The 19,436-nt window shown below is 43.4% G+C and carries 13 protein-coding genes; all 13 read right to left on the bottom strand.

Going from position 1 to position 19,436, the window contains the following annotated elements; genetic code table 11:
• Nucleotides 1–5: 5 nt before the first annotated feature.
• The gene (gene merR / locus K1I56_RS04610) at nt 6–398 is read right to left on the bottom strand and encodes a mercury resistance transcriptional regulator MerR (protein ID WP_000640387.1); all 393 of its coding nucleotides are present in this window, start codon (nt 396–398) and stop codon (nt 6–8) included.
• Nucleotides 399–870: 472 nt separating this feature from the next.
• On the bottom strand, nt 871–1,095 hold the full coding sequence (asp5, locus tag K1I56_RS04605; protein WP_003012425.1) for an accessory Sec system protein Asp5: 225 nt from the start codon (nt 1,093–1,095) through the stop codon (nt 871–873).
• Nucleotide 1,096: 1 nt separating this feature from the next.
• A complete protein-coding gene (asp4, locus tag K1I56_RS04600; protein ID WP_003003066.1) occupies nt 1,097–1,288 on the bottom strand; it encodes an accessory Sec system protein Asp4 in 192 nt (63 codons plus the stop codon).
• Entirely contained in the window at nt 1,281–2,636 is a 1,356-nt protein-coding gene (gtfB, locus tag K1I56_RS04595; RefSeq protein WP_223325381.1) for an accessory Sec system glycosylation chaperone GtfB, read from the bottom strand. Before gtfB ends, asp4 begins: the two co-directional genes overlap by 8 nt.
• Nucleotides 2,620–4,134: an accessory Sec system glycosyltransferase GtfA gene (gene gtfA, locus K1I56_RS04590; RefSeq protein WP_223325380.1), complete on the bottom strand. Its 1,515-nt coding sequence runs from the start codon at nt 4,132–4,134 to the stop codon at nt 2,620–2,622. The genes gtfB and gtfA overlap by 17 nt, the downstream gene beginning before the upstream one ends.
• An 11-nt stretch (nt 4,135–4,145) precedes the next feature.
• On the bottom strand, nt 4,146–6,530 hold the full coding sequence (gene secA2 / locus K1I56_RS04585) for an accessory Sec system translocase SecA2 (protein ID WP_223325455.1): 2,385 nt from the start codon (nt 6,528–6,530) through the stop codon (nt 4,146–4,148).
• A gap of 25 nt (nt 6,531–6,555) precedes the next feature.
• Nucleotides 6,556–7,026, bottom strand: coding sequence for an accessory Sec system protein Asp3 (asp3, locus tag K1I56_RS04580; RefSeq protein WP_223325379.1), 471 nt, complete (start codon nt 7,024–7,026; stop codon nt 6,556–6,558).
• Complete coding sequence (gene asp2, locus K1I56_RS04575) at nt 7,023–8,567, bottom strand: accessory Sec system protein Asp2 (RefSeq protein ID WP_223325378.1); 1,545 nt, start codon at nt 8,565–8,567, stop codon at nt 7,023–7,025. The genes asp3 and asp2 overlap by 4 nt, the downstream gene beginning before the upstream one ends.
• The gene (asp1, locus tag K1I56_RS04570; protein WP_223325377.1) at nt 8,560–10,149 is read right to left on the bottom strand and encodes an accessory Sec system protein Asp1; all 1,590 of its coding nucleotides are present in this window, start codon (nt 10,147–10,149) and stop codon (nt 8,560–8,562) included. Before asp1 ends, asp2 begins: the two co-directional genes overlap by 8 nt.
• A gap of 8 nt (nt 10,150–10,157) precedes the next feature.
• Entirely contained in the window at nt 10,158–11,375 is a 1,218-nt protein-coding gene (gene secY2, locus K1I56_RS04565) for an accessory Sec system protein translocase subunit SecY2 (RefSeq protein ID WP_223325376.1), read from the bottom strand.
• Between the two features lie 221 nt (nt 11,376–11,596).
• The gene (locus tag K1I56_RS04560; RefSeq protein WP_223325375.1) at nt 11,597–12,601 is read right to left on the bottom strand and encodes a sugar transferase; all 1,005 of its coding nucleotides are present in this window, start codon (nt 12,599–12,601) and stop codon (nt 11,597–11,599) included.
• Nucleotides 12,602–12,787: 186 nt separating this feature from the next.
• Entirely contained in the window at nt 12,788–18,163 is a 5,376-nt protein-coding gene (locus K1I56_RS04555) for an accessory Sec-dependent serine-rich glycoprotein adhesin (RefSeq protein WP_223325374.1), read from the bottom strand.
• A 196-nt stretch (nt 18,164–18,359) separates the two neighbouring features.
• Nucleotides 18,360–19,436 (bottom strand): LPXTG cell wall anchor domain-containing protein (locus K1I56_RS04550; RefSeq protein ID WP_223325373.1); only part of this gene is annotated, 1,077 nt, incomplete at its 5' end.

The following is a 19,436-nucleotide window of genomic DNA, read 5'->3' as shown; positions in this document are numbered from 1 at the left end:
ATCTCTCATGTTAATGTTTCTATTATTGGACACGAATGTAATTTCTTTTCATCTGGACATCGTTGTTTTAAGTCGTCTAACATAGTTTCAATTCGTTTTAAATCCTCTATTTGTTTTTGCACTTCCTTTTGTTTTTTAGAAACAAATTCGAACATATCTTGACAACGAACTTCATCTTTATCTACAACACCAAGTAATTTATAAATCTCGCTTAAAGAGAAACCAAGTTCCTGTATTCGTTTAATAAACCCAACACGCTTAACGTCATCATATGAATATATCCGATAACCAGCTTCCGTTCGGTGAGGTTCTTGTAATAAATTTTTTCGCTCGTAATATCTGATCGTTTCTTTATTAACTCCACATTTATCTGCAAACTCACTAATGCGATAAATCATCTTATTTCACCCCCTGAATATTATAAACCATGTACCATAGTACACGGTCAAGTAAATTGGACTATTTTATTTTTTTCCCAAAGTATCACTCGTATGTGATTGATACTTTTATATAATACTATTGATTATCCTAACATCCCACCAGAAAATCCGATTTAAACACCAGTTGTTTTTAAACTATTAAGAAAGTAATTCCACTATATATTCCGAAGACCCAAAAAATTAAAAAGATATCAACTATTAGGCTCACTTAGACATCTACTGAAACTTTCCGCCGTGAGATAAGTGCCTGAAATAATTATGTTTCAGGCACTCGGGATTATTGAGACCTTAGGCTCAATAATTAGTCATGGAACTTCCTCGAAGTTCGCTGACGTCCGTACTCACCTAAGGAAAGTTTCTAAGATGACTCTATCTACAATTTGAAAGAAGTTGGAGAATACCAACTTCTTTTTATCCATTCTATTAGACACTAGGCCTGTACGACCATCATATAAAGAAATAAGGATAGGAGAAAGACGATACTAACAACAAGGGTCGCTAACTTGAGTCCACGGTGAGACCGCCAGTAACTTGGCTTTCCTAGGTTACTGGTCGCATCTGTTGAAAGCGATTGTTGTTGGCGAGGCTGCAGGGTGATCAGAACCACAAGAGCAAGGGATAAGATCGAGATCCCGATTGCAAATACCATTTCCATCTTAGGATCCTCCTAACACTCTGAAGAGGGTAAAAATAACTCCCAACAAAATCACCAAACCAATGATCACATTAAAAGTGACATTGATCTTTTCAGAACGTGTCGTCTTTTCTTTTTCGGCAGGACGGCGTTTGAGAGACTCCATTCGTCCTTCTACTTCTTTGTAAAATAAATCTTTCTTACGATCACTCACTGTGTCCACCTATCCCTTCTTGCAAGCGAGCTTGGAAAACAGCTGGCTCAACGCTACTTGATTGGGCAATTTGTTGCGCGACGGCTTCTCTGTAGTTATCCACAGATTGGTAGATTTCCTGGATACGGGCCACCATATCTGCTTCTTTTCCTTGATCAAAGATATTGGCTTGTGCGAGGAAGTGGCGGTCATGCAAAGTATGGCTAAAGGCAAGGATGACTTGCTGGTGTTCGAAGGCCTTGCGAACAATGCCTTGCACCTCTGCATAGTGGTTGATATCCAGATAAATACTAGAGACCTTAAGCAACTCTTTGATCCGCTCTTGACTGATATTTTGGTACAAGACCACATTTGGATAGCGGACCATAGACAAGAGGCTGGCAGACATCTCCGTCAAAGCTGCTACACGGAAGGTCACATTCGGCAAGTTCTCTACTAGGTAGGTCAAGGCTTCGATCTGATCCGAATTGGTCAAGACAAAGGCGTCTTTACGGATATCGTCTTTCACCTTGAAATCATACAGGTAGCCAAGGGGACCGAAATAGCTATGCTGATCTTGCGAGGTCAACTGCAAAGCACGATGATAGGTCGCGTTTTGCGGAATCAAGATCTTCTTGGTCCGGATTTCTGGGCTCTTTAGAATCAACTGCATGTTGCCCGGAAGGCTGTCGTGAAGAGGCTCTTGCCACACCAAGACGTCGCGTCCTTTGATGCCTTTATTGCCCAACTGGAGACTAATGCTAAAGGAGGTAGCCAGCGTATTGTAGACCAAACCATCTAAATCAAAACCACGATACTCTAGATAAAAGACAAAGTAATCTAAGCGATTCTTGAAAATCCGCATAGGTTGATGGTCCAAGGTCAAGATCAAATCCCCTGTTTGGTGATTTTCTGTCAAGCGCTCGGTATCCCCTTCAAAGTAAGTAGTCACCAAATACTGTCCCTGATCGCCACAAGTCGTTACAGCAATCTTACGACCGTATTGGTCATAGTGCTCAACCATGACCACTTGTCCCTTATCATCTAACCACTCTAAGCGCTCGACGATGCGTTTATAGGAAGCAGCATGGTACACAATCCGAGCTTTTTCCTGACCATAGTAGGTCACTTTTCCCGAACTGTTATCCCCAGAAACTTCCCAGAAATCAGGCACTGGAACTTCATTAAAGTAGCGACCGCGCTTCTCCCCTTTTGCTTGTCCTAAGAAATAAATAAAGGGAGACTCGACACCGTCTGGTAAGAAACCGTTTGGCTCCAAAACAACGGTCGGATGGTCAAAGCCAGACTCTTTCATGGAGTGGAGCAGGTCTTGGCTTTCACGAGAATAACTATCAAATACGTTCAGCATGTGTCACCTCTTCTATCAATTGTGCCCAAGCTTCTTCTACTCGGCTGGTCAAAAAGTCTTCTGCACGCGCATAAGATGCTTGACGCATGCTGGCTAGATCATCCTTTTTGTATAGCTGGATCATTTTTTCCGCAAAGGCAGCAGCAATCTGGTCGACCACTTGATCTGCTGAAGGCGGAATGAGATAGCCGTTTTTACCTTCTGTAACAAAGGTCTGGTTGCCATAAGGAACGTCAAAACCGATTATCGGAAGACCAGAACCGATCGCCTCCATCAAGGTCAACCCAAAGCCTTCACTGGTCGACGCGGACAGGTAAACCTCATAATTCTTGTAAATTTCCTCTAGATTGGCATGCCCTTTGAGATGGATATAGTCTGCCGCCCCCAATTCATCAATTAGAGAACGCAACTTGCCTTCTTCTCCACCTTTTCCATAGATGTCAAAAGACAGTTCTGGCAATTCTTTTTTGGCGCGAACCACTGCTCGCACCAACCAGTCAATATGCTTTTCTGTCGCCAAACGAGAGGCAGTAATCATAGAAAATGGAGTGCGATTTTCGTTTTGTGGCAAGCTTGCAAGACTCCCAACTGGAATGGTATAGATAGCTGGCTGATGGTTGGTGTATTTAGCAAACTGCTCGGCCAAGATTTCTTTTTGGCGATCAGTCGCAACAATAAAGAAGTCCACCTTGTCTGCATTGGTAAATTGGTACTCGTAGTAGTTATTCCACAGGATATACTGATCATCGACATTATTGGCACTGAAGTGCTCGGCATGGACGACCACACCCAGACGGGCTTTTTGCGCTTCTTCAAAGATAGGCTGACCAATATTGGTTTCCCGATCCAAAATCACCAGATCTTGTTTGGTCAATTGAAGGGTCTGCATGAAGTAGCGGATCAATTCTTGGCGACCAACCAGATAGCGATCTGGGAAACGATAGATTTCGCGGCCATCCGCCATCTGCATGCTGTAGGCAACTGTCCCGTCTTCATTGTAAAAGCGGCGCTCAATCAAGTTGGCTTGGTTGTTCTTAGGAATGAAATACTCGGTACAATAGCGGGTATAGGAGAAATAATCCTTTCTCACCAAAATCCCTCTAGACACGTACTCGCAGCGTTCGACATAAGGACTGTTTTCTTCGCGCAGGTAGCAGGTCAAAAAATTGTCCTGGTCCTCATAAAAGAAGCGCTTGATCTTGCCGTCGACTTCTTCCCGAGTCGGTTTTCCGGCAAAACCTGATAAGACCTGATCAATGGTATAGGTCGTTGGCGCAATTTTTATATCTGTAAAATGGCTATAGAGCCAGATGATTTCATCATTTTTAAAACCGATATTTTCTGTTAAATGCTGGATATTATCGGCTAAGATCATATCCATAAAAACAAACTTGGCTGGTTGATGGATATTGCGTAACAACTGGGCACGGTAGGCCTGGGCATACTCAACACCACTGCTGGCCCAACCGATTCCAAGGTTGATATTGTATACTGTCATAATGTCCTCTTTTATGGGAAATGCAAGACAATTTCCCCTTTTTTATTGATTTCTACTCGACTTAGTAAGAGATTGCGGACCATTTGTTCTTTGGCCGCCTCTTTCATTCGTTCAAAGGATTGGTAGGCTTCTTGGAAAAATTCTACCAAAGGGTTTTTCTGACTGGTGTACTGACCAGAGAGCGCCATGCGCAATTGTTGCAGATAGTCTACCTGCTCGACCCAGTTTTCATCGATAGCTTTTAGGATGGCCATGCGCTGAAATTGGGCGATCACCTCATCGGTGCCTAAGATCTCATACTTAGCTTCTAACTCACTTTTAGCAATCTCCCACAAGAAATTCTCTTTGGTTTTCTTGCTACGGAAGGTTTGGTGGGCCTTTTCCGGATCTACTTGGTAGCTAACATTGTCTAACATATAGCGATAAAAAGCTACCGGTTCCTTGTATTCTTTTTTATGGACTACGCTTGAAAAAACGGAACGAAGCACTTTTTCAACGATATCATCCAAACGTCCTTCTTGTTTGATCAAGTGGTCGCGCTCTTCGTAGACGATGGCACGCTGAATGTTCATGCTTTCCGCAAATTCTAGCGTCATCCGACGACTGGCTTGACCAGAACTTTCACTAGCATTTTGGGCCCGTTCCACCAAGTTTCTATACTTGCGCTTGGTCAGAGCTTTGGCTGAACCAATCCGCTCATCTACATCATAGTCTTGATAGGTATCCTGGATCCAGTCTGGTCCCCAGTTTTTCATCAAATCGTCTTCCAAAGAGACAAAGAACTTGGTCAAACCGGGATCTCCTTGGCGACCTGAACGTCCACGAATTTGAAGGTCAATCCGCTGGTTCATCATCCGCTCAGTCCCTACAACTACTAAACCTCCTAACTCAGCTACTCCAGGTCCCAACTTGATATCGGTTCCCCGACCGGCCATTGAGGTCGCAACTGTCACGGCACCTTTTCGGCCAGACTCCTTAATGATCTGGGCCTCTCGAGGAGCATTGTTGGCATTGAGAAGATTGTGTGGAATTCCTTCACGCAAGAGAAGATTCGAATAAAGAATCGACATCTCAACGGATCCGGCAAAGACCAGAATCGGATTGCCCTTTTCGTGGACCTTCTTCACATAATCCAGGGAAGCCACGATTTTTTCCGGCAAGGTCTGATAGATTTCATCCGGCAAATCCTTGCGGATCTTCTTGCGATTGGTTGGGATCTTGATCACTGACATGGCATAGGTATCAAGAAACTCTGCCTCAGCGACCTTCCCAGTCCCGGTCATGCCTCCCAACTTCCGAAACATCTTAAAGAGGTTTTGGTAGGTAATAGAAGCCATGGCCCGTGTTTCTTGGGTGAGCTTGAGACCCTCTTTAGCTTCAATCGCCTGGTGGAGTCCTCCTTGCAAACGGGTCATTTCCATCAAGCGCCCCGTCGTCTGGTCTAGTAAGACAATCTCCGGTTGCCCTTCGACATTGGGGTGGATGACATAGTCCTTATCCTTAATAAAGTTTTTATTGGCCTGCAGGGCTAGGCTTATATGGCGGACCAAATCACGGTATTGGGGATCATAGAGGTTGGGAATGGCTAGAAAGGCTTCTGCTGCATGAGCTCCTTTTCGAGTCAACCAAACCCGTTTCTTTTCTTCATCAAACTTGAAGTCTTCCCCTTCTTTGAAGGTTTGGATCAGGGTATCAATAATCCCATATAGGTTAGATTGAACCCGAGGAGAACCAGAAATAATCAAGGGAGTCTGAGCACTATCTAGAAGCACCGAATCAATCTCATCGACAATGGCGTAATTGAAGTCTGCCAAAAACTGACCATCTGCCGAAGCCGTCAAGTTCTCTGTTAAATAGTCAAATCCCAGACTAGTATTGGTCGTATAAATAACATCTGACCGGTAAATCTCCCGTTTGACTTCTGGATCTAATTCTTCGTCTTCTGATTGTTTCAAGGGAACTCCAACAGTCAAGCCCAAAAAGCGGTAGACCTGTCCCATCTCTTCTGCATCCCGAGTTGCCAGATAGGTATTGGTCGTAATAACCATGACCCCTTTGCCCTCTAAGGCATTGAGATAAACCGGCATAGTTGCCGTCAAGGTTTTTCCTTCACCGGTATTCATTTCAGCGACATTACCTTGGTGGAGGACAATCCCTCCCATGACTTGCACGTCATAAGGAAACATGCCCAAGACCCGTTTATCAGCTTCCCGCGCAACCGCAAATGCTTCCGGCAAGAGATCATCCAAGGTCTCACCCTTAGCTAGACGTTCCCGAAATTCCACAGTCTTCTCCTGTAGTTGTCGATCCGTCAAGCGGGCCATGTCATCCTTCCAGCTATTGACTTCTTTTAAGATTTTTTTGATGTTTCTTAATTTAACGTAATCCAATGTAATCCTCTTTTTTTGCAGTGATGTTCGTCTATTCGAGAACTTCTGCTCCCTCAGACGATATTGGTTGAATCGTGAAATAGTGGAAGGTAAACTCTTGCAAACCTGCACTGAGCAAGCGTACTTCATAGGCGTATGCTTGATCTGGATAGATAAACGGCAAGCGACCTTCTGCGGTTACTCGACGGCCAACGACCTCTCCAAAGCGATCTTTGAAGACGATTTCTACCATAACGGTATGAGCAGGAGTCGCTTCCATCGTGATAACCAGTTCATAATCTTGCTCTCTTTTGAGCAGGGGCAGACTAGGAATTTGACGAGTTGCGCCAAAATTTGTCTGCGAATGCCAAGTTTTCAGCACTTGACCAGATGGCATGAGGGGGTTCTGAAACTGAACGCTTCCTTGGTCAGTCGCTTGAATGGTCGACCCCCAAAGATAATCTGCTAGAACGGTATCGCCCCAGTAGATTCGTCTGCTTTCATTTTCTTTTATTTTTATCATTGGTTTCTTCCAAAGTCTCTTTCCATGATTTCTTTGTACTGGGTCACAAACCACTCAATGATCGGACCACTCGCATCATTGTGTCGACCGGCACGGCTAGTGCTGATAATACGAACCGGCAATTCATACAAGGCCTCTAAAATATCTGGATAAGCCTGCTGGTCATAGTCATCATCCCTCATATAGGCAAGGGCTAAAATCGTATCCTTGAAATCTGCCTGGTCAAACCGGTCCCAGAAGCGTTGATTGAGCTGACCGATCCCTTCTTGCGACACTTGACCAATGATCAACTGCATCATGTCTAGGGATGTTCCAAACTCATCTGGACGTTTAAATTTCAGATTGGCAGCGACATCCCCCAGGTTGACAATAGGTTTTCCGACCAAGATCGCATGAGGAGAATAAAGGGCACCATAGTAAAGGGCACCAAAGGTCCCCATGGACAAGCCTGAGAAATTCATATCTTTTGGCTCAAAGCCGAGCAAGTCCAAGTGCTGATCAATAAAGGCAGTGATTTGACTTTCCAATTCTTCTGAGCCCATATAGAAGGATCCACCTTCCAGTCTTGGGTCAGAAAAGAGAATAAAGGGACTCCCCATCGCACGCATCATCCCAAACCCTTCAAAACCTTCGGCCGGGCGATACCCAGAAAAGTAAATGTTTAAAGGTGGCTTCATATCGCCAGGATGGAAATAAGCAAAAATTTCTTGGCGTTTGTGGTCCCGTAGCGTCTTAGCTCCTACGGTCATCTCTCCTAAAGGACCATGTGACAAGCGCTTATGGAGGGCTCCGATCGTAAGCGTCCCCTCTCCTTTTGCTTCCAGCGAAAAGGCTAGGTAATAAGGTTCTGCTCCATCCAATTCTAGTGGTTGTGCCATCTCTTCTTCTGAAAAGACTGCATCTTTGACCCACTCTCCCAGTGCACCAAAGCGGTAAAATTGAATCCGCAATTGCAGCTGACAGCTTGGATCTTTTTCATATTCCAACCAAAAATTGATGGGACGACTAGCATCATACACGTAGTTGTAGACCCACTGAGCAATCGGTGTAAACTCTTCACCGTATGATCCATCTAGCTTCAGAAAATGTTGCCCCAGCACCGTTTGCTGGCCAGCAAAATCCGGTCTCACTCGCAGGTCACGAACCGTAAAGGCATCTCCATATTGATTGTCGTATAAAAAGCGCTCTAAGACATAGAGAAATTGATGCTTATTTGAGAAATCCCAGGGTCTTGCTTGCTTGAGTCTTAAAAGGTGGGCCAATTCGTCAGAAGGCGCCTCTAGTTCATGGCTTTGATCATAAAAAACAGTATAAGGCTGAAAATAAGCCAGGTCTTCTCCTAAAGCTAATAAATCTTCTGGCTTTTCTAGAATCAAGGCTTTGAATTTGGAGATTTCCTCTTCTTCCATATATTCTTTGAGCGATGGAAGAGCGGTAGCTTGAAAAAAGTGCCAGCCTAGTCCAGCAGGAAGCTCCACCTGATCCTGCCAACTACTTGAGCCGATTTGGAGAATATGGGGTATTTGTAGTTTTTTATCCATGACGTTCTTTCATCCATCCTTCCCATTTCTCGATCAAGCGTTGACCGGTGTATTCTTGAATTTTTTCGATCGAGTAGACCAAGGCTTCGTTCCAAGGCTTCAATTCCAATAAGAAGTGCGTGATTGCCTTCTCTAATTCCTTGTCTCCCTTTGATAAGACATAGCCATTTTTCAAATGATCGACATATTCTGTCTGGACGCGGTTGACCTGTGGAATTCCAGCAGAGATCCCTGCAATCTGCGTATAGAGGTTGGGTTCCTCGCTTAAATCTACGATCAAGCGTGTTTTTTCCAATTCTTGAATAATGTCATTTTCATTTGAAAAATTCTTAACTACAAAACGGTAGTCCGGTGCGTCTTGTACGGACTCTTCATCGATGATCTGGTTTTCCCCAAGTCCTTCCATTTGGGCTGGTGATTGAACCAGATGAAAGTCCTGCTCGCTAGCGATCAATTCCTCGAGTTGCCCTTCTAATTCCTTAACATGCTCCGGTGATCCATTGTAAAATGCAAAAACAACTTCAAATAAAGGATGTTGCGCCAAGACCTCCAGAACCTTCTTGAGCTGGCTCTTACTTGGAAGCTCAGCTTCATTGACGTAAAAGTAAATCTTTGATTCCTTGCGTTCCTGACTTGATCCCAAACGGAGGCGGGAGTCAAAAGAGGTAATCCGGTGTGTCTTCTGAGCCAAGCTAGGAGAAAAGACCCCAATCGCTTCTTTGGTTTTTTCACTATCTGTAATCAAGAGCTGAGCATCAATCATATCAAAATAGAGGGCAAAGTTTTCGGCAGACAAGGGCTGGCGATCCCCGTAGAAAGACAAGACTTTCTTAACGCTACTTGCTGTATCTTGTAAAAAAGCCAAATTTGCTGGATGAGCTGCCAAAACCAACTGATCTCGTCCTGGAACCAAGGTTGCTAGCTGCTCCTTCATTTTTTCAGCGACAACGTCTCCCATATTGGCATAGCTTTCTTTTTTGAAGGCATGAAAGAAAGCTTCATTAACCATGACGGAGTGGTTCTCTTCGATCAACATCTCTCTCAAAACCCATTGCCCATCAAAACTCAGATACTCTTGGAAATAGGGTTTTCCCTCATTGTAGTAGATTCTACTAGAGATAAAGCCACGATCATCTAAGTACTCGATGTAGCTGATCTCGTCATTCTTATAACGGGTCAAAGAGAGAAGGTTTCCATCCACTCCCATATCAATTTTTGCTAGGTGGTGGCCCTTTCGAAATGCCATCACCAAAAAGGGAGTATAGGAAAAAGTGGTCTCACTCGGCCATTCGATGTCCTGAAGCTGAACTGGGCGCATAGCCAAATCAGACGGAACCTGTTGGATCTTATCAAAAATCGAAAGGACATCTGTCTCTAACAAATCTTGGCGGTGTAAAAAATAGCGCAGTTGTGGACTATATTGAGGCAACAATAAGATCCGATCCATTTCTGCTTCTTGAAAAATACGAACTTGATTAATGGTATCATCAAATTCAATGGATTCTCGCATCCAGTACCAAGGGGTAGCTGTTTGCTGCCAGATGCGGTCCGTTCCATACCAGGCTGGTACAAAATAATACATGGTTACTCCTAGAATATTCTTGTATAACGTTGATTGACACGAAGGGCACGAATTTCTTCTCGGATATTGTAAATCATCCCGACAAACATGAGGAAGGTTCCTGGAATCATGGTCAAGCGCAAAAGATCTTTATCCCATAACAAGAGGGAAAAAGGAAGCGCCGTAAAGAGGATCAGATACAAGGTCCCAAAAACCGTCAAGCGTAGCACAATTTTATTGATATAGCGACGTGTATCTGCTCCAGGATAGACATGATCGATATACTCGGACGCCTTCATCATCTTATCTGCAATTTCTTCTCCGTTCACATTGACAAAGGCGAAAGCAAAAGAGAGTAGGGCGATCATCAGAATGTAAAGAAGAATCCAAATCGGATCTCCCATCACCAAGTGTTTGGCTAAATGAGCGGCCCACTTGGCATTGGAATCCATAGACAAGATCAACAGCATGGCGTATTGAGGAATGGACACCAAGGTCATGGCATACATGAAGGGCATCCCTCCTGCTGGGTTGAGCTTGATATCCAAAAAAGTATAACTTTTCAAATTGTTGTGGATTCCTAATTTATTGACAGGAATCTGGTACTTGGAATATTCCACCAAGACTGCCACATAGACAAAAATCAAGATGAAAATCACGCCCAGAACATAAGCGATCTCTGGTATATTATTGACACTTGAAAGGGTCTGCATCACGTCTTCTGGAAGATACATCACCATCCCAGCCATCATGATCACCACAGAACTTCCAAGCCCCAAAGCGGCATTTAGATCTGAGAGCCAAACTAGAAAGAAGGCTCCAGCTACCATAATCATAGTATTGACTGCAATGACAAGTCCGGAGTTCAACCCTGTCTTCAAGGGGAGATACATGGCCACTGCCAAGGACTGGACAATGGCGAGTGTCAAGGTCACGTACATCTTTCGCCGCTCCACAATTTCCGAACTAGTTTTTTCGAGGTTAAAGCGTTTTGAAACGGTAAACATCCGCCACAAAATCATGGAAGACATCCAAGGGGATAGACCGATCGAAAAGATCGACATTCCGCGGAGGTTTCCCCCCATCACAGCACTTGAGAGCTGTAAACCGGTTGTCGTTCCCTCATTGAGTCTCAAGGCCTTTGATAAGTCAACAAAAGGCAGGGAAATTTTACTTCCCAAAACATAAATAAAGACGAAAAATATCGTCCAACAAAATCTCTTTCCTACTTCAGATCGTTTTAACATTTCTTTTAAACTTTCTCTTACTCATTTTGACTCTTCCACCTGGGAAACAGCCTTTACATATGCGCCTTTAGAGCATTTTATCTCAACTTATTTTACCATAATTTGCGACTTTTCCATACTCATTTGTCACTAATATTTGATAATATTTCAATTTCCCCATTTGGTACCGTATTCAACAAAAAATCCTTCAGATGTTTATCTGAAGGATTGTTCATTGAATGTTATTCATCCAAGGCCATGATGGTATCGACGAATAATTTTTTTGTGAAATAGCCATTGCGGATCAAATAAGAAGTATAGTGAGCTTTTTGGACCATTTGGGCATACGCTTCCTCTGTGCAGTCTTGAACCAAACAATTGGCTTCTTCAAGACTGGATGCTACAAAGCCAAGCCCTTTTTCTCGAATATAGTCTGCATTTGACAAATAGTCTGGCACCACTACTGGAAGACCTGCGGATAAGTAAGTCGATAATTTGTAGGAAATATTTTCTTTGTAGTAATCTCGCTCATCCTCGGGGTTCTCTGAATTTCCCCAAACCAGCCCAAAACCACCCTTAGAAAGCTCCAAAAGCAACTCTTGCTTGGTTCGCCAGCCTTCAATATGGACTTTTGAATAATCAACTCCTTCAACTGGTTCGGTATAGACATGAAGGGGTGTATCATATTTCCAGTCGATGATATGAGGGAAACGCGACGGATTTCCTGAGAAGATCAGTTTTTTCTCAAATTGCGGGGTATAGAGATCCAAACTGTGGGTCAAATCCCACAACTTTTGTACCACATATTTTTTAACTGTAAGCCCTTCTGATACTAGACGATGGTACATTTGCTCTGATGGAACAACGACCAGATCACTCTGATTGTACATGTCGATATAGTTGGGCATCAGGTAATAATTACTCTCAAACATAAGCGGTGGGACATCGTGGATAAACATGACCAACTTGGTTTGAAGGAGTTTTAACTTATCAACCAAACGGCGGTCCCACTCAATCCCATTCCAAGAAGGCGATTGAACAAAGACGATATCCCCAAAAGCAACGCCTGCTAAAATCCCATCCATTCGCGAGTTCAATTCACTAGCTGGTTCATTGCTATGATCATAAAAGTAGATCCCTAATTCATTGACCCCAAGCTCGCGAACGACATTCATGATATCGTTTTGGGCCATCAGGGCCACGCTCTGAGAAGACTGCCCGAATAAATTTGTAAAATGGATTTTCATCTCTTTCCTCTGACTCTTCTTTTTTTATCCCATATTTCCTGAAGATATGAAGGCAAACTGAGCTTTCACAAAGCAACCTTTTTCATACCCTTCAACGAAAACTTCCTCATTCATTATAACACATTTCACAACTTCTTAGACATTCTAGATCAATAAAAGACCGGTTCATTCCGGTCTTTTAAGGTTCTATTTGCCATCTTTTTTCCGAATTCCTAAAAGGGCTAATCCAGACAGAAGAATGGAAGCTACTATAGCAAAGATATTATTCGAAGGATGGGCTCCTGTCTCTGGAAGAGCAGGTCCTGAAGAATGCGTCGCATTTAGCGAGCTTGCATCTGATGGAGATTCTGAGTGAGAGGTGCTGAACGAAGACACGACAGACTCAGAAGGACTGGTCATAGCAGAGAAACTTGACGCATAAGACACACTGATCCATTCAGAAGCTTCATGCGATAGGGATTGACTCTCTGTCGATGATGCGCTCATAGATTCTGAGACACTTGTCAAAGGGAATTCAGACACTGACATCGACGTTGAAGTAGATTCACTTGCAGAAAGGAGCGAAGTTGATTGGCTATAGGAGTCAGACTTCGATAGCGAGGCTGACGCTAGAGATTCTGAATGAGATGCCCATTGTGAAGCAGATAGACTCTCTGAAACTGATCGAGAGAACGATCCAGACTCTGAAACCTGCGATGCAGCTACGACATTAGAAGTTGAAGCTGATTTGCTTGTCGAGGCAGAAGCTTGAACTAACGAATCTGAGTGGCTATTAGAGATCGTAGCTTGTACTAAGGATTCGGATTGACTTGCCAAAATCGATGCTTGAACCAAGGATTCGGATTGATTCGCCAAAATCGATTCTTGAACTTGTGACTCTGACTGGCTCGCTGAGATCGACTCTTGAATTTGTGACTCCGACTGGCTCGCTGAAATCGAAGCTTGTACCAGTGAGTCTGATTGACTTGCCAAAATCGAAGCTTGCACCAAGGATTCGGATTGACTCATTGAAACAGATTCAGACAGCTTTTCGCTCATCGAAATAGATTGCGACAAGGAAATCAGTTGAGAAACCACTTCTTCCGATCCAACCGCCGATGTTGACTGCGATTGAGACATAGAAATGGATCTAGACGCTAAATCAGATAAGGATACCGACTGACTCAACAAAACAGATTTCGAGGCTTTTTCAGACTCACTCTTAGATGCTGATTCAGAAGCTACTTTTGATTGCGATTCGGATTGACTGGCAGATACTGAGGTCTGAACCAAAGACTCTGATTGACTTGCAGAAATTGAGGCTTGTACCAGTGAGTCTGATTGACTGGCAGAAACAGATTCTTTAATCAACAATTCAGACTGGCTTGCGGAGACTGATGCTTGAACTTGTGACTCAGATTGGCTCGCTGAAGTCGATGCTTGAACCAAGGATTCGGATTGACTCCTTGAAACGGATTCAGACAGCTTTTCGCTCATCGAAATAGATTGCGACAAGGAAATCAGTTGAGAAACCACTTCCTCCGATCCAACCGCCGATGTTGACTGCGATTGAGACACAGAAATTGATTTGGATACCAAATTAGATAAGGATACCGACTGACTAAACAAAACAGATTTCGAGGCTTTTTCAGACTCACTCTTAGATGCCGATTCAGAAGCTACTTTTGATTGCGATTCTGATTGACTGGCGGAAATCGATTCTTGAATCAATGACTCTGATTGACTGGCCGAAACTGAGGCTTGAACCAACGATTCTGATTGACTCAATGATGTTGATTGCAAATCAGTCGATACTTGCGATTCCGACTGACTCATTGAATCAGAACGAGAAAAGGACATAGATTCTGTAATTTGAGACTTAGATTCGACATCAGAAGTAGATTGCGATTGACTTTCGGAAACTGATGCTTGAATCAAGGACTCAGATTGACTGGCGGAAACTGACTCTTGAACTAGCGAATCGGATTGACTCGCGGAAACTGATGCTTGAATCAGCGAGTCTGACCGACTGACAGATACTGATTCCTGAACCAATGACTCGGACTGACTTGCGGAAACGGATGCTTGAACCAAGGAATCAGATTGACTAGCTAATACGGATTCTTTGAGCAACGAATCGGATTGGCTAGACGATACAGATGCCTGAACCAACGAGTCGGATTGACTCGCGGAAACTGATTCTTGAATCAGCGAGTCTGACTGACTGACAGATACTGATTCCTGAACCAATGACTCGGACTGACTTGCGGAAACTGATGCTTGAACTAACGAATCTGATTGGCTTGCTGAGATCGATTCTTGAGCCAATGAATTCGATTCACTTGCCGAAACTGACTCTTGAACCAGCGAATCAGATTGGCTGGCAGATACGGATTCTTGTACTAACGAGTCTGATTGGCTAGCCGATACGGATTCCTGAAGCAACGACTCTGACTGACTCAACGAAACGGATTCTGACAGCTTTTTGCTCATCGAAATAGATTGTGACAAGGAAATCAGTTGAGAAATCACTTCCTCCGATCCAACCGCCGATGTTGACTGCGATTGAGACACAGAAATTGATCTAGATGCTAAATTAGATAAGGATACCGACTGACTCAACGAAACAGATTTCGAGGCTTTTTCAGACTCACTCTTAGATGCTGCTTTTGATTGTGAGTCGGATTGACTAGCTGATACAGATTCTTTAATCAATGACTCTGATTGACTCGCTGAAATCGACTCTTGAACAAGCGACTCAGATTGGCTTGAAGAAACTGATTCTTGAACCAAGGAATCAGACTGGCTGGCCGAAACGGATTCCTGAAGCAACGACTCAGACTGACTTGCAGATACAGATTCCTTAATCAATGACTCTGACTGGCTGGCTGAAACGGAGGCTTGTACCAATGACTCTGACTGGCTGGCAGAAACGGATTCCTTAATCAATGACTCTGACTGGCTGGCAGAAACGGAGGCTTGTACCAATGAATCTGATTGACTTGCCAATACAGATTCCTGAACCAACGAGTCTGATTGGCTGGCTGAAACGGACTCTTGAATCAACGACTCCGACTGACTTGCGGAGATCGATTCCTGGATCAACGAGTTGGATTCGCTTGTCGATACAGATTGTGACAAGGAAATCGAGGTTGAAACCTGTGAATCTGATTGACTGGCGGAGCTAGATGCTTGTGACAAGGAAACGGACTCACTGACCGAAACAGATTGAGAAGATGAAATGGATTCTGAAACTAGTGACTCTGAAGTTGAAATCGAGAAGTTTTGAGATTGTGAAGCAGATTCTGACGGTGTCATCTTCCGATAGTAATAATTCACACTCGTTAAGGGGTATGAATCTACTATTTTTTTGATCGTTTGTTTGAAGTTGGAAAAACCATCTGCTCCTTGAGGTGTTGCATCTTCTCCAACGACCATGGTCGTATTTTTATCGAGGTAGGCCGATTTTGGAAGTTCCGTGAATGGTTTTGGAACAGTATATTCTATTCCTGTTTTCTCATCAGTGTATGTAACTGTCTCCTTACTAGAGAACCAACCTGTAATATCCAACTCAAAATGTTGGTAATCTATTCGTTTTGGTGTAACATTCAGGAAATAATCCTTGTTTTTACTTTCAACTTTACGAGTTCCACCTAAATCTGAAAGGTTATCCGTACTATCTTGTTTAAATTCTTTTTCATAAACAAGTGTATATACATCGGTTACCTTAGCATTTCCTACATCACCACTACTAACATCATGGATTTTAGAAGGATCTAAAACATAGTAGCGAAGAGAATAATCACCATTTTGATTAAGGGTGACAACTTCACTTTTAATGAAATGCTCACGCGCATCCCCTAATAGTTCAATTCTTGATTTCCCATTCTTACTATTATCGAACACCCCACTTTTACGATTCGGGAACACGGTGTGCGCTGGGACCTGTACATAACCAGGAAATTCGCGTGGATTGGAAGCTGTATAATGCTGGCCTTCCAATCCGTAGATTCTATACTCTAGTAAGGATCTTTCTTTCCCCGTTGGTTCATATTGCCCATTAAACCATCTACCATTCGGGTCCACTTCTCTATAGAAGGTCGATTGTTGTCCCATCATAGATGGAATTTTGATACTAGGATACGTCCTAATCAATTGCCCTTGATTCTCAGGCGTCATGACATCATAAATACTCCGGAATAAGAAAGCCTGTTCCGGAATAAAATTCGTCAGCATTCCAAAGGTCCCATTACCTGTAGAAGGTTCCGAATTAAAAACCTTGTTCCCAAGGGGAGCCTGACCAATTAGTACTTCTTTTGGTAATTGAATATCTTGGCCATATCCTTCTGGAGATACAGTTTGTGAAAAAATTTCAGCCCCATCTGATTTTCGGACAATGCGGAAATAAACATCCATTGCCTTATGCTTTTCCGGATCTATCTCACTGATATCAATCGACATAGTCGCATAGTAACCAAGTGACTCTCCTTGTTTATTCACAAAGTCCCAAATACCAAATGTATAACGATTGGTGTAGGGTTCACCTAAAAAATTTTTCAACTCTTCAGGCGAAAATCTTAAGAGATCTTTATCTAGATGAGGATCCTTAGCATATCCTGGTGTGTCAAGTGTAGGATCTTCTACACTCGCACCATTGGGATCTTCTGGGTTCGGGGTCATATCCAATACATCATCAGCCAAGTATGTTTCCTCAGCTAGAGGAGCCAACTGAGCAGAGATCGCAGGTTTCCCATCTATATTCGTATTTCCCACAAAACCTGCAGCTGTCAAGGTCGTCATCATCTCATCGACAGCTTTCTCCAAACGATCGCGCTGGTCAGCATAAGCTTGCGCACTGGCATTGGTGTGGATCAAGTTATTGCTTGCAGCCACTTCAGCCTGCACTTTGTTAATGACAGCTTCGACCACTGCTCGGCGATCATTGTCCGTCATTTTAGATGCGTAATTCCCTGCAATTTCTTGAAGCAATTCAGCTTCAGAGGTATTTTGTTCCAAAACAACGGCTTCTTCTAAACTAGTCGGCTCTTCAACAACTACCTCTGACTCTAGAGCTTGAGCAGACTCACTAAGTGCCGTTGATAATGCAGTTGATCCAACTTCGCTCAAGGACAAAGAAGTAGATTCACTGATCGAAGCAGACGCACTCTCAGATGTAGAAAGGCTGGTTGATCCTGAAACAGAGCTGGATTCTGAAGGCTGGCTTGAAGTTTTCGCTAAAACCACACTATCCACTTCTGCCAAAGTTTCCTGTTTTGTCTCAGAAACCGTTGGTGCAAGTGATGTTGCATCCTCCGCCTTAGCAGTCGTAGCAATCACAGCACCACCAAAAACAGTCCCTACCGTAATCAAACCCTTTAAGAAGGCTTGGCCATTCTTTTTACTTTCTATTTGATCTTGCTGCACGTTGGCAATGATGGTCTCCTCCACTTGCCCACGCACCACGCGAAAGAGGCCTAGAGCAGCTGTTGATGCTCGAAGCCAATTTTTTCCTGATTTAATTAATTTGAAGCGTACGACACGATCTGTTTCACGAAAGTTTCCTTTTGAACGCTTAAATTGCATGATATTCCCCTTACATTGTAGTCATTATTCATTATACAGCAATACTACGTAGATTCAAGTAATTTGCTACAAAAAACTTATATATTATCGTTTAATTTTCAAATTTTTTTGTAACACATTAAAAATACTTCATTCTACTAGAAAAAAGTGAATCTCCCATGAGATTCACTCGAAAAAAATGATATTTCCTACTAGATCAGTTCCCCTTCTTTTTACGTCGGGTAAGTCCAGCAATTCCAGCTAACCCTGTAACTACTCCGAGAAGAGCTGATGTTACAGATCCTGTTTCGCCAGTATTTGGAAGGACCACAGATTGGCTGTGTTTTTGTGATCCACTTGCTGATGCTGATGCAGACAATGACTCTGAATGAGAAATTGATTGGCTCATTGAGTTAGAGTATGAACCGCTACCATATGTTGATCCTGATTGTGATTGACTCACTGAAACTGAAGTACTTACTGATGTTGAAGTTGATTCAGGTGCAGAGGTACTCAATGATGCTGACTCAGATGCAGATACTGATGTCGAAACTGATTCTGATGTAGATACCGACTCAGATGTAGAAACCGATTCGGACATCGATACCGATCCAGAGGCTGAAACTGACTCAGATGTAGAGATTAATTCGGACGTTGAAACTGATTCTGAGGCTGATACTGATTCTGACGTTGATAATGACTCAGATGTCGATGCTGACTCGGACATTGACACTGATTCGGATGTTGAAACCGACTCAGAGGCTGAAATTGACTCGGAGGTTGAGACTGATTCAGAAGTTGAAACTGATTCTGATGTGGACACCGATTCAGAGATTGACACTGATTCGGATACAGAAACTGATTCAGACGTTGATAATGATTCTGAGGCCGATACTGATTCAGACGTTGATACTGATTCAGAGGTTGAGACCGACTCAGAGGTTGAGACCGACTCAGATGTTGATGCTGACAATGATTCCGAGGTCGAGATTGATTCAGACGCGGACAATGACTCAGAGGCTGAAACTGACTCTGAAATAGAGACTGATTCAGACGCTGAAACTGACTCAGATGTAGAGATTGATTCAGAGGTTGAGACTGATTCGGACAATGAGACTGATTCTGATGTAGAGGCCGACTCAGAGGCTGATGCTGACTCAGATACAGAAACTGATTCAGACGCTGAAACTGACTCAGAGGTCGATACCGACTCAGACGTTGAGGCCGATTCTGATGTCGATACCGACTCGGATGTCGAGACTGATTCGGACACTGAGGCTGATTCTGAAACAGA

The organism is Streptococcus parasanguinis, from assembly GCF_019929185.1.
GTDB lineage: Bacteria > Bacillota > Bacilli > Lactobacillales > Streptococcaceae > Streptococcus > Streptococcus parasanguinis_O.
The sequence above is the reverse complement of the archived record's forward strand: the minus strand, read 5'-3'. Positions and strand labels throughout refer to the sequence as shown.

What these genes read in the sequence shown, in the direction of transcription:
- gtfB (WP_223325381.1), bottom strand. Translation starts at nt 2,636, where the DNA reads ATGCTGAACGTATTTGATAGTTATTCTCGTGAAAGCCAAGACCTGCTC.
- asp5 (WP_003012425.1), bottom strand. Translation starts at nt 1,095, where the DNA reads ATGGAAATGGTATTTGCAATCGGGATCTCGATCTTATCCCTTGCTCTT.
- asp1 (WP_223325377.1), bottom strand. Translation starts at nt 10,149, where the DNA reads ATGTATTATTTTGTACCAGCCTGGTATGGAACGGACCGCATCTGGCAG.
- asp3 (WP_223325379.1), bottom strand. Translation starts at nt 7,026, where the DNA reads ATGATAAAAATAAAAGAAAATGAAAGCAGACGAATCTACTGGGGCGAT.
- K1I56_RS04560 (WP_223325375.1), bottom strand. Translation starts at nt 12,601, where the DNA reads ATGAAAATCCATTTTACAAATTTATTCGGGCAGTCTTCTCAGAGCGTG.
- merR (WP_000640387.1), bottom strand. Translation starts at nt 398, where the DNA reads ATGATTTATCGCATTAGTGAGTTTGCAGATAAATGTGGAGTTAATAAA.
- gtfA (WP_223325380.1), bottom strand. Translation starts at nt 4,134, where the DNA reads ATGACAGTATACAATATCAACCTTGGAATCGGTTGGGCCAGCAGTGGT.
- secY2 (WP_223325376.1), bottom strand. Translation starts at nt 11,375, where the DNA reads ATGTTAAAACGATCTGAAGTAGGAAAGAGATTTTGTTGGACGATATTT.
- K1I56_RS04555 (WP_223325374.1), bottom strand. Translation starts at nt 18,163, where the DNA reads ATGCAATTTAAGCGTTCAAAAGGAAACTTTCGTGAAACAGATCGTGTC.
- asp2 (WP_223325378.1), bottom strand. Translation starts at nt 8,567, where the DNA reads ATGGATAAAAAACTACAAATACCCCATATTCTCCAAATCGGCTCAAGT.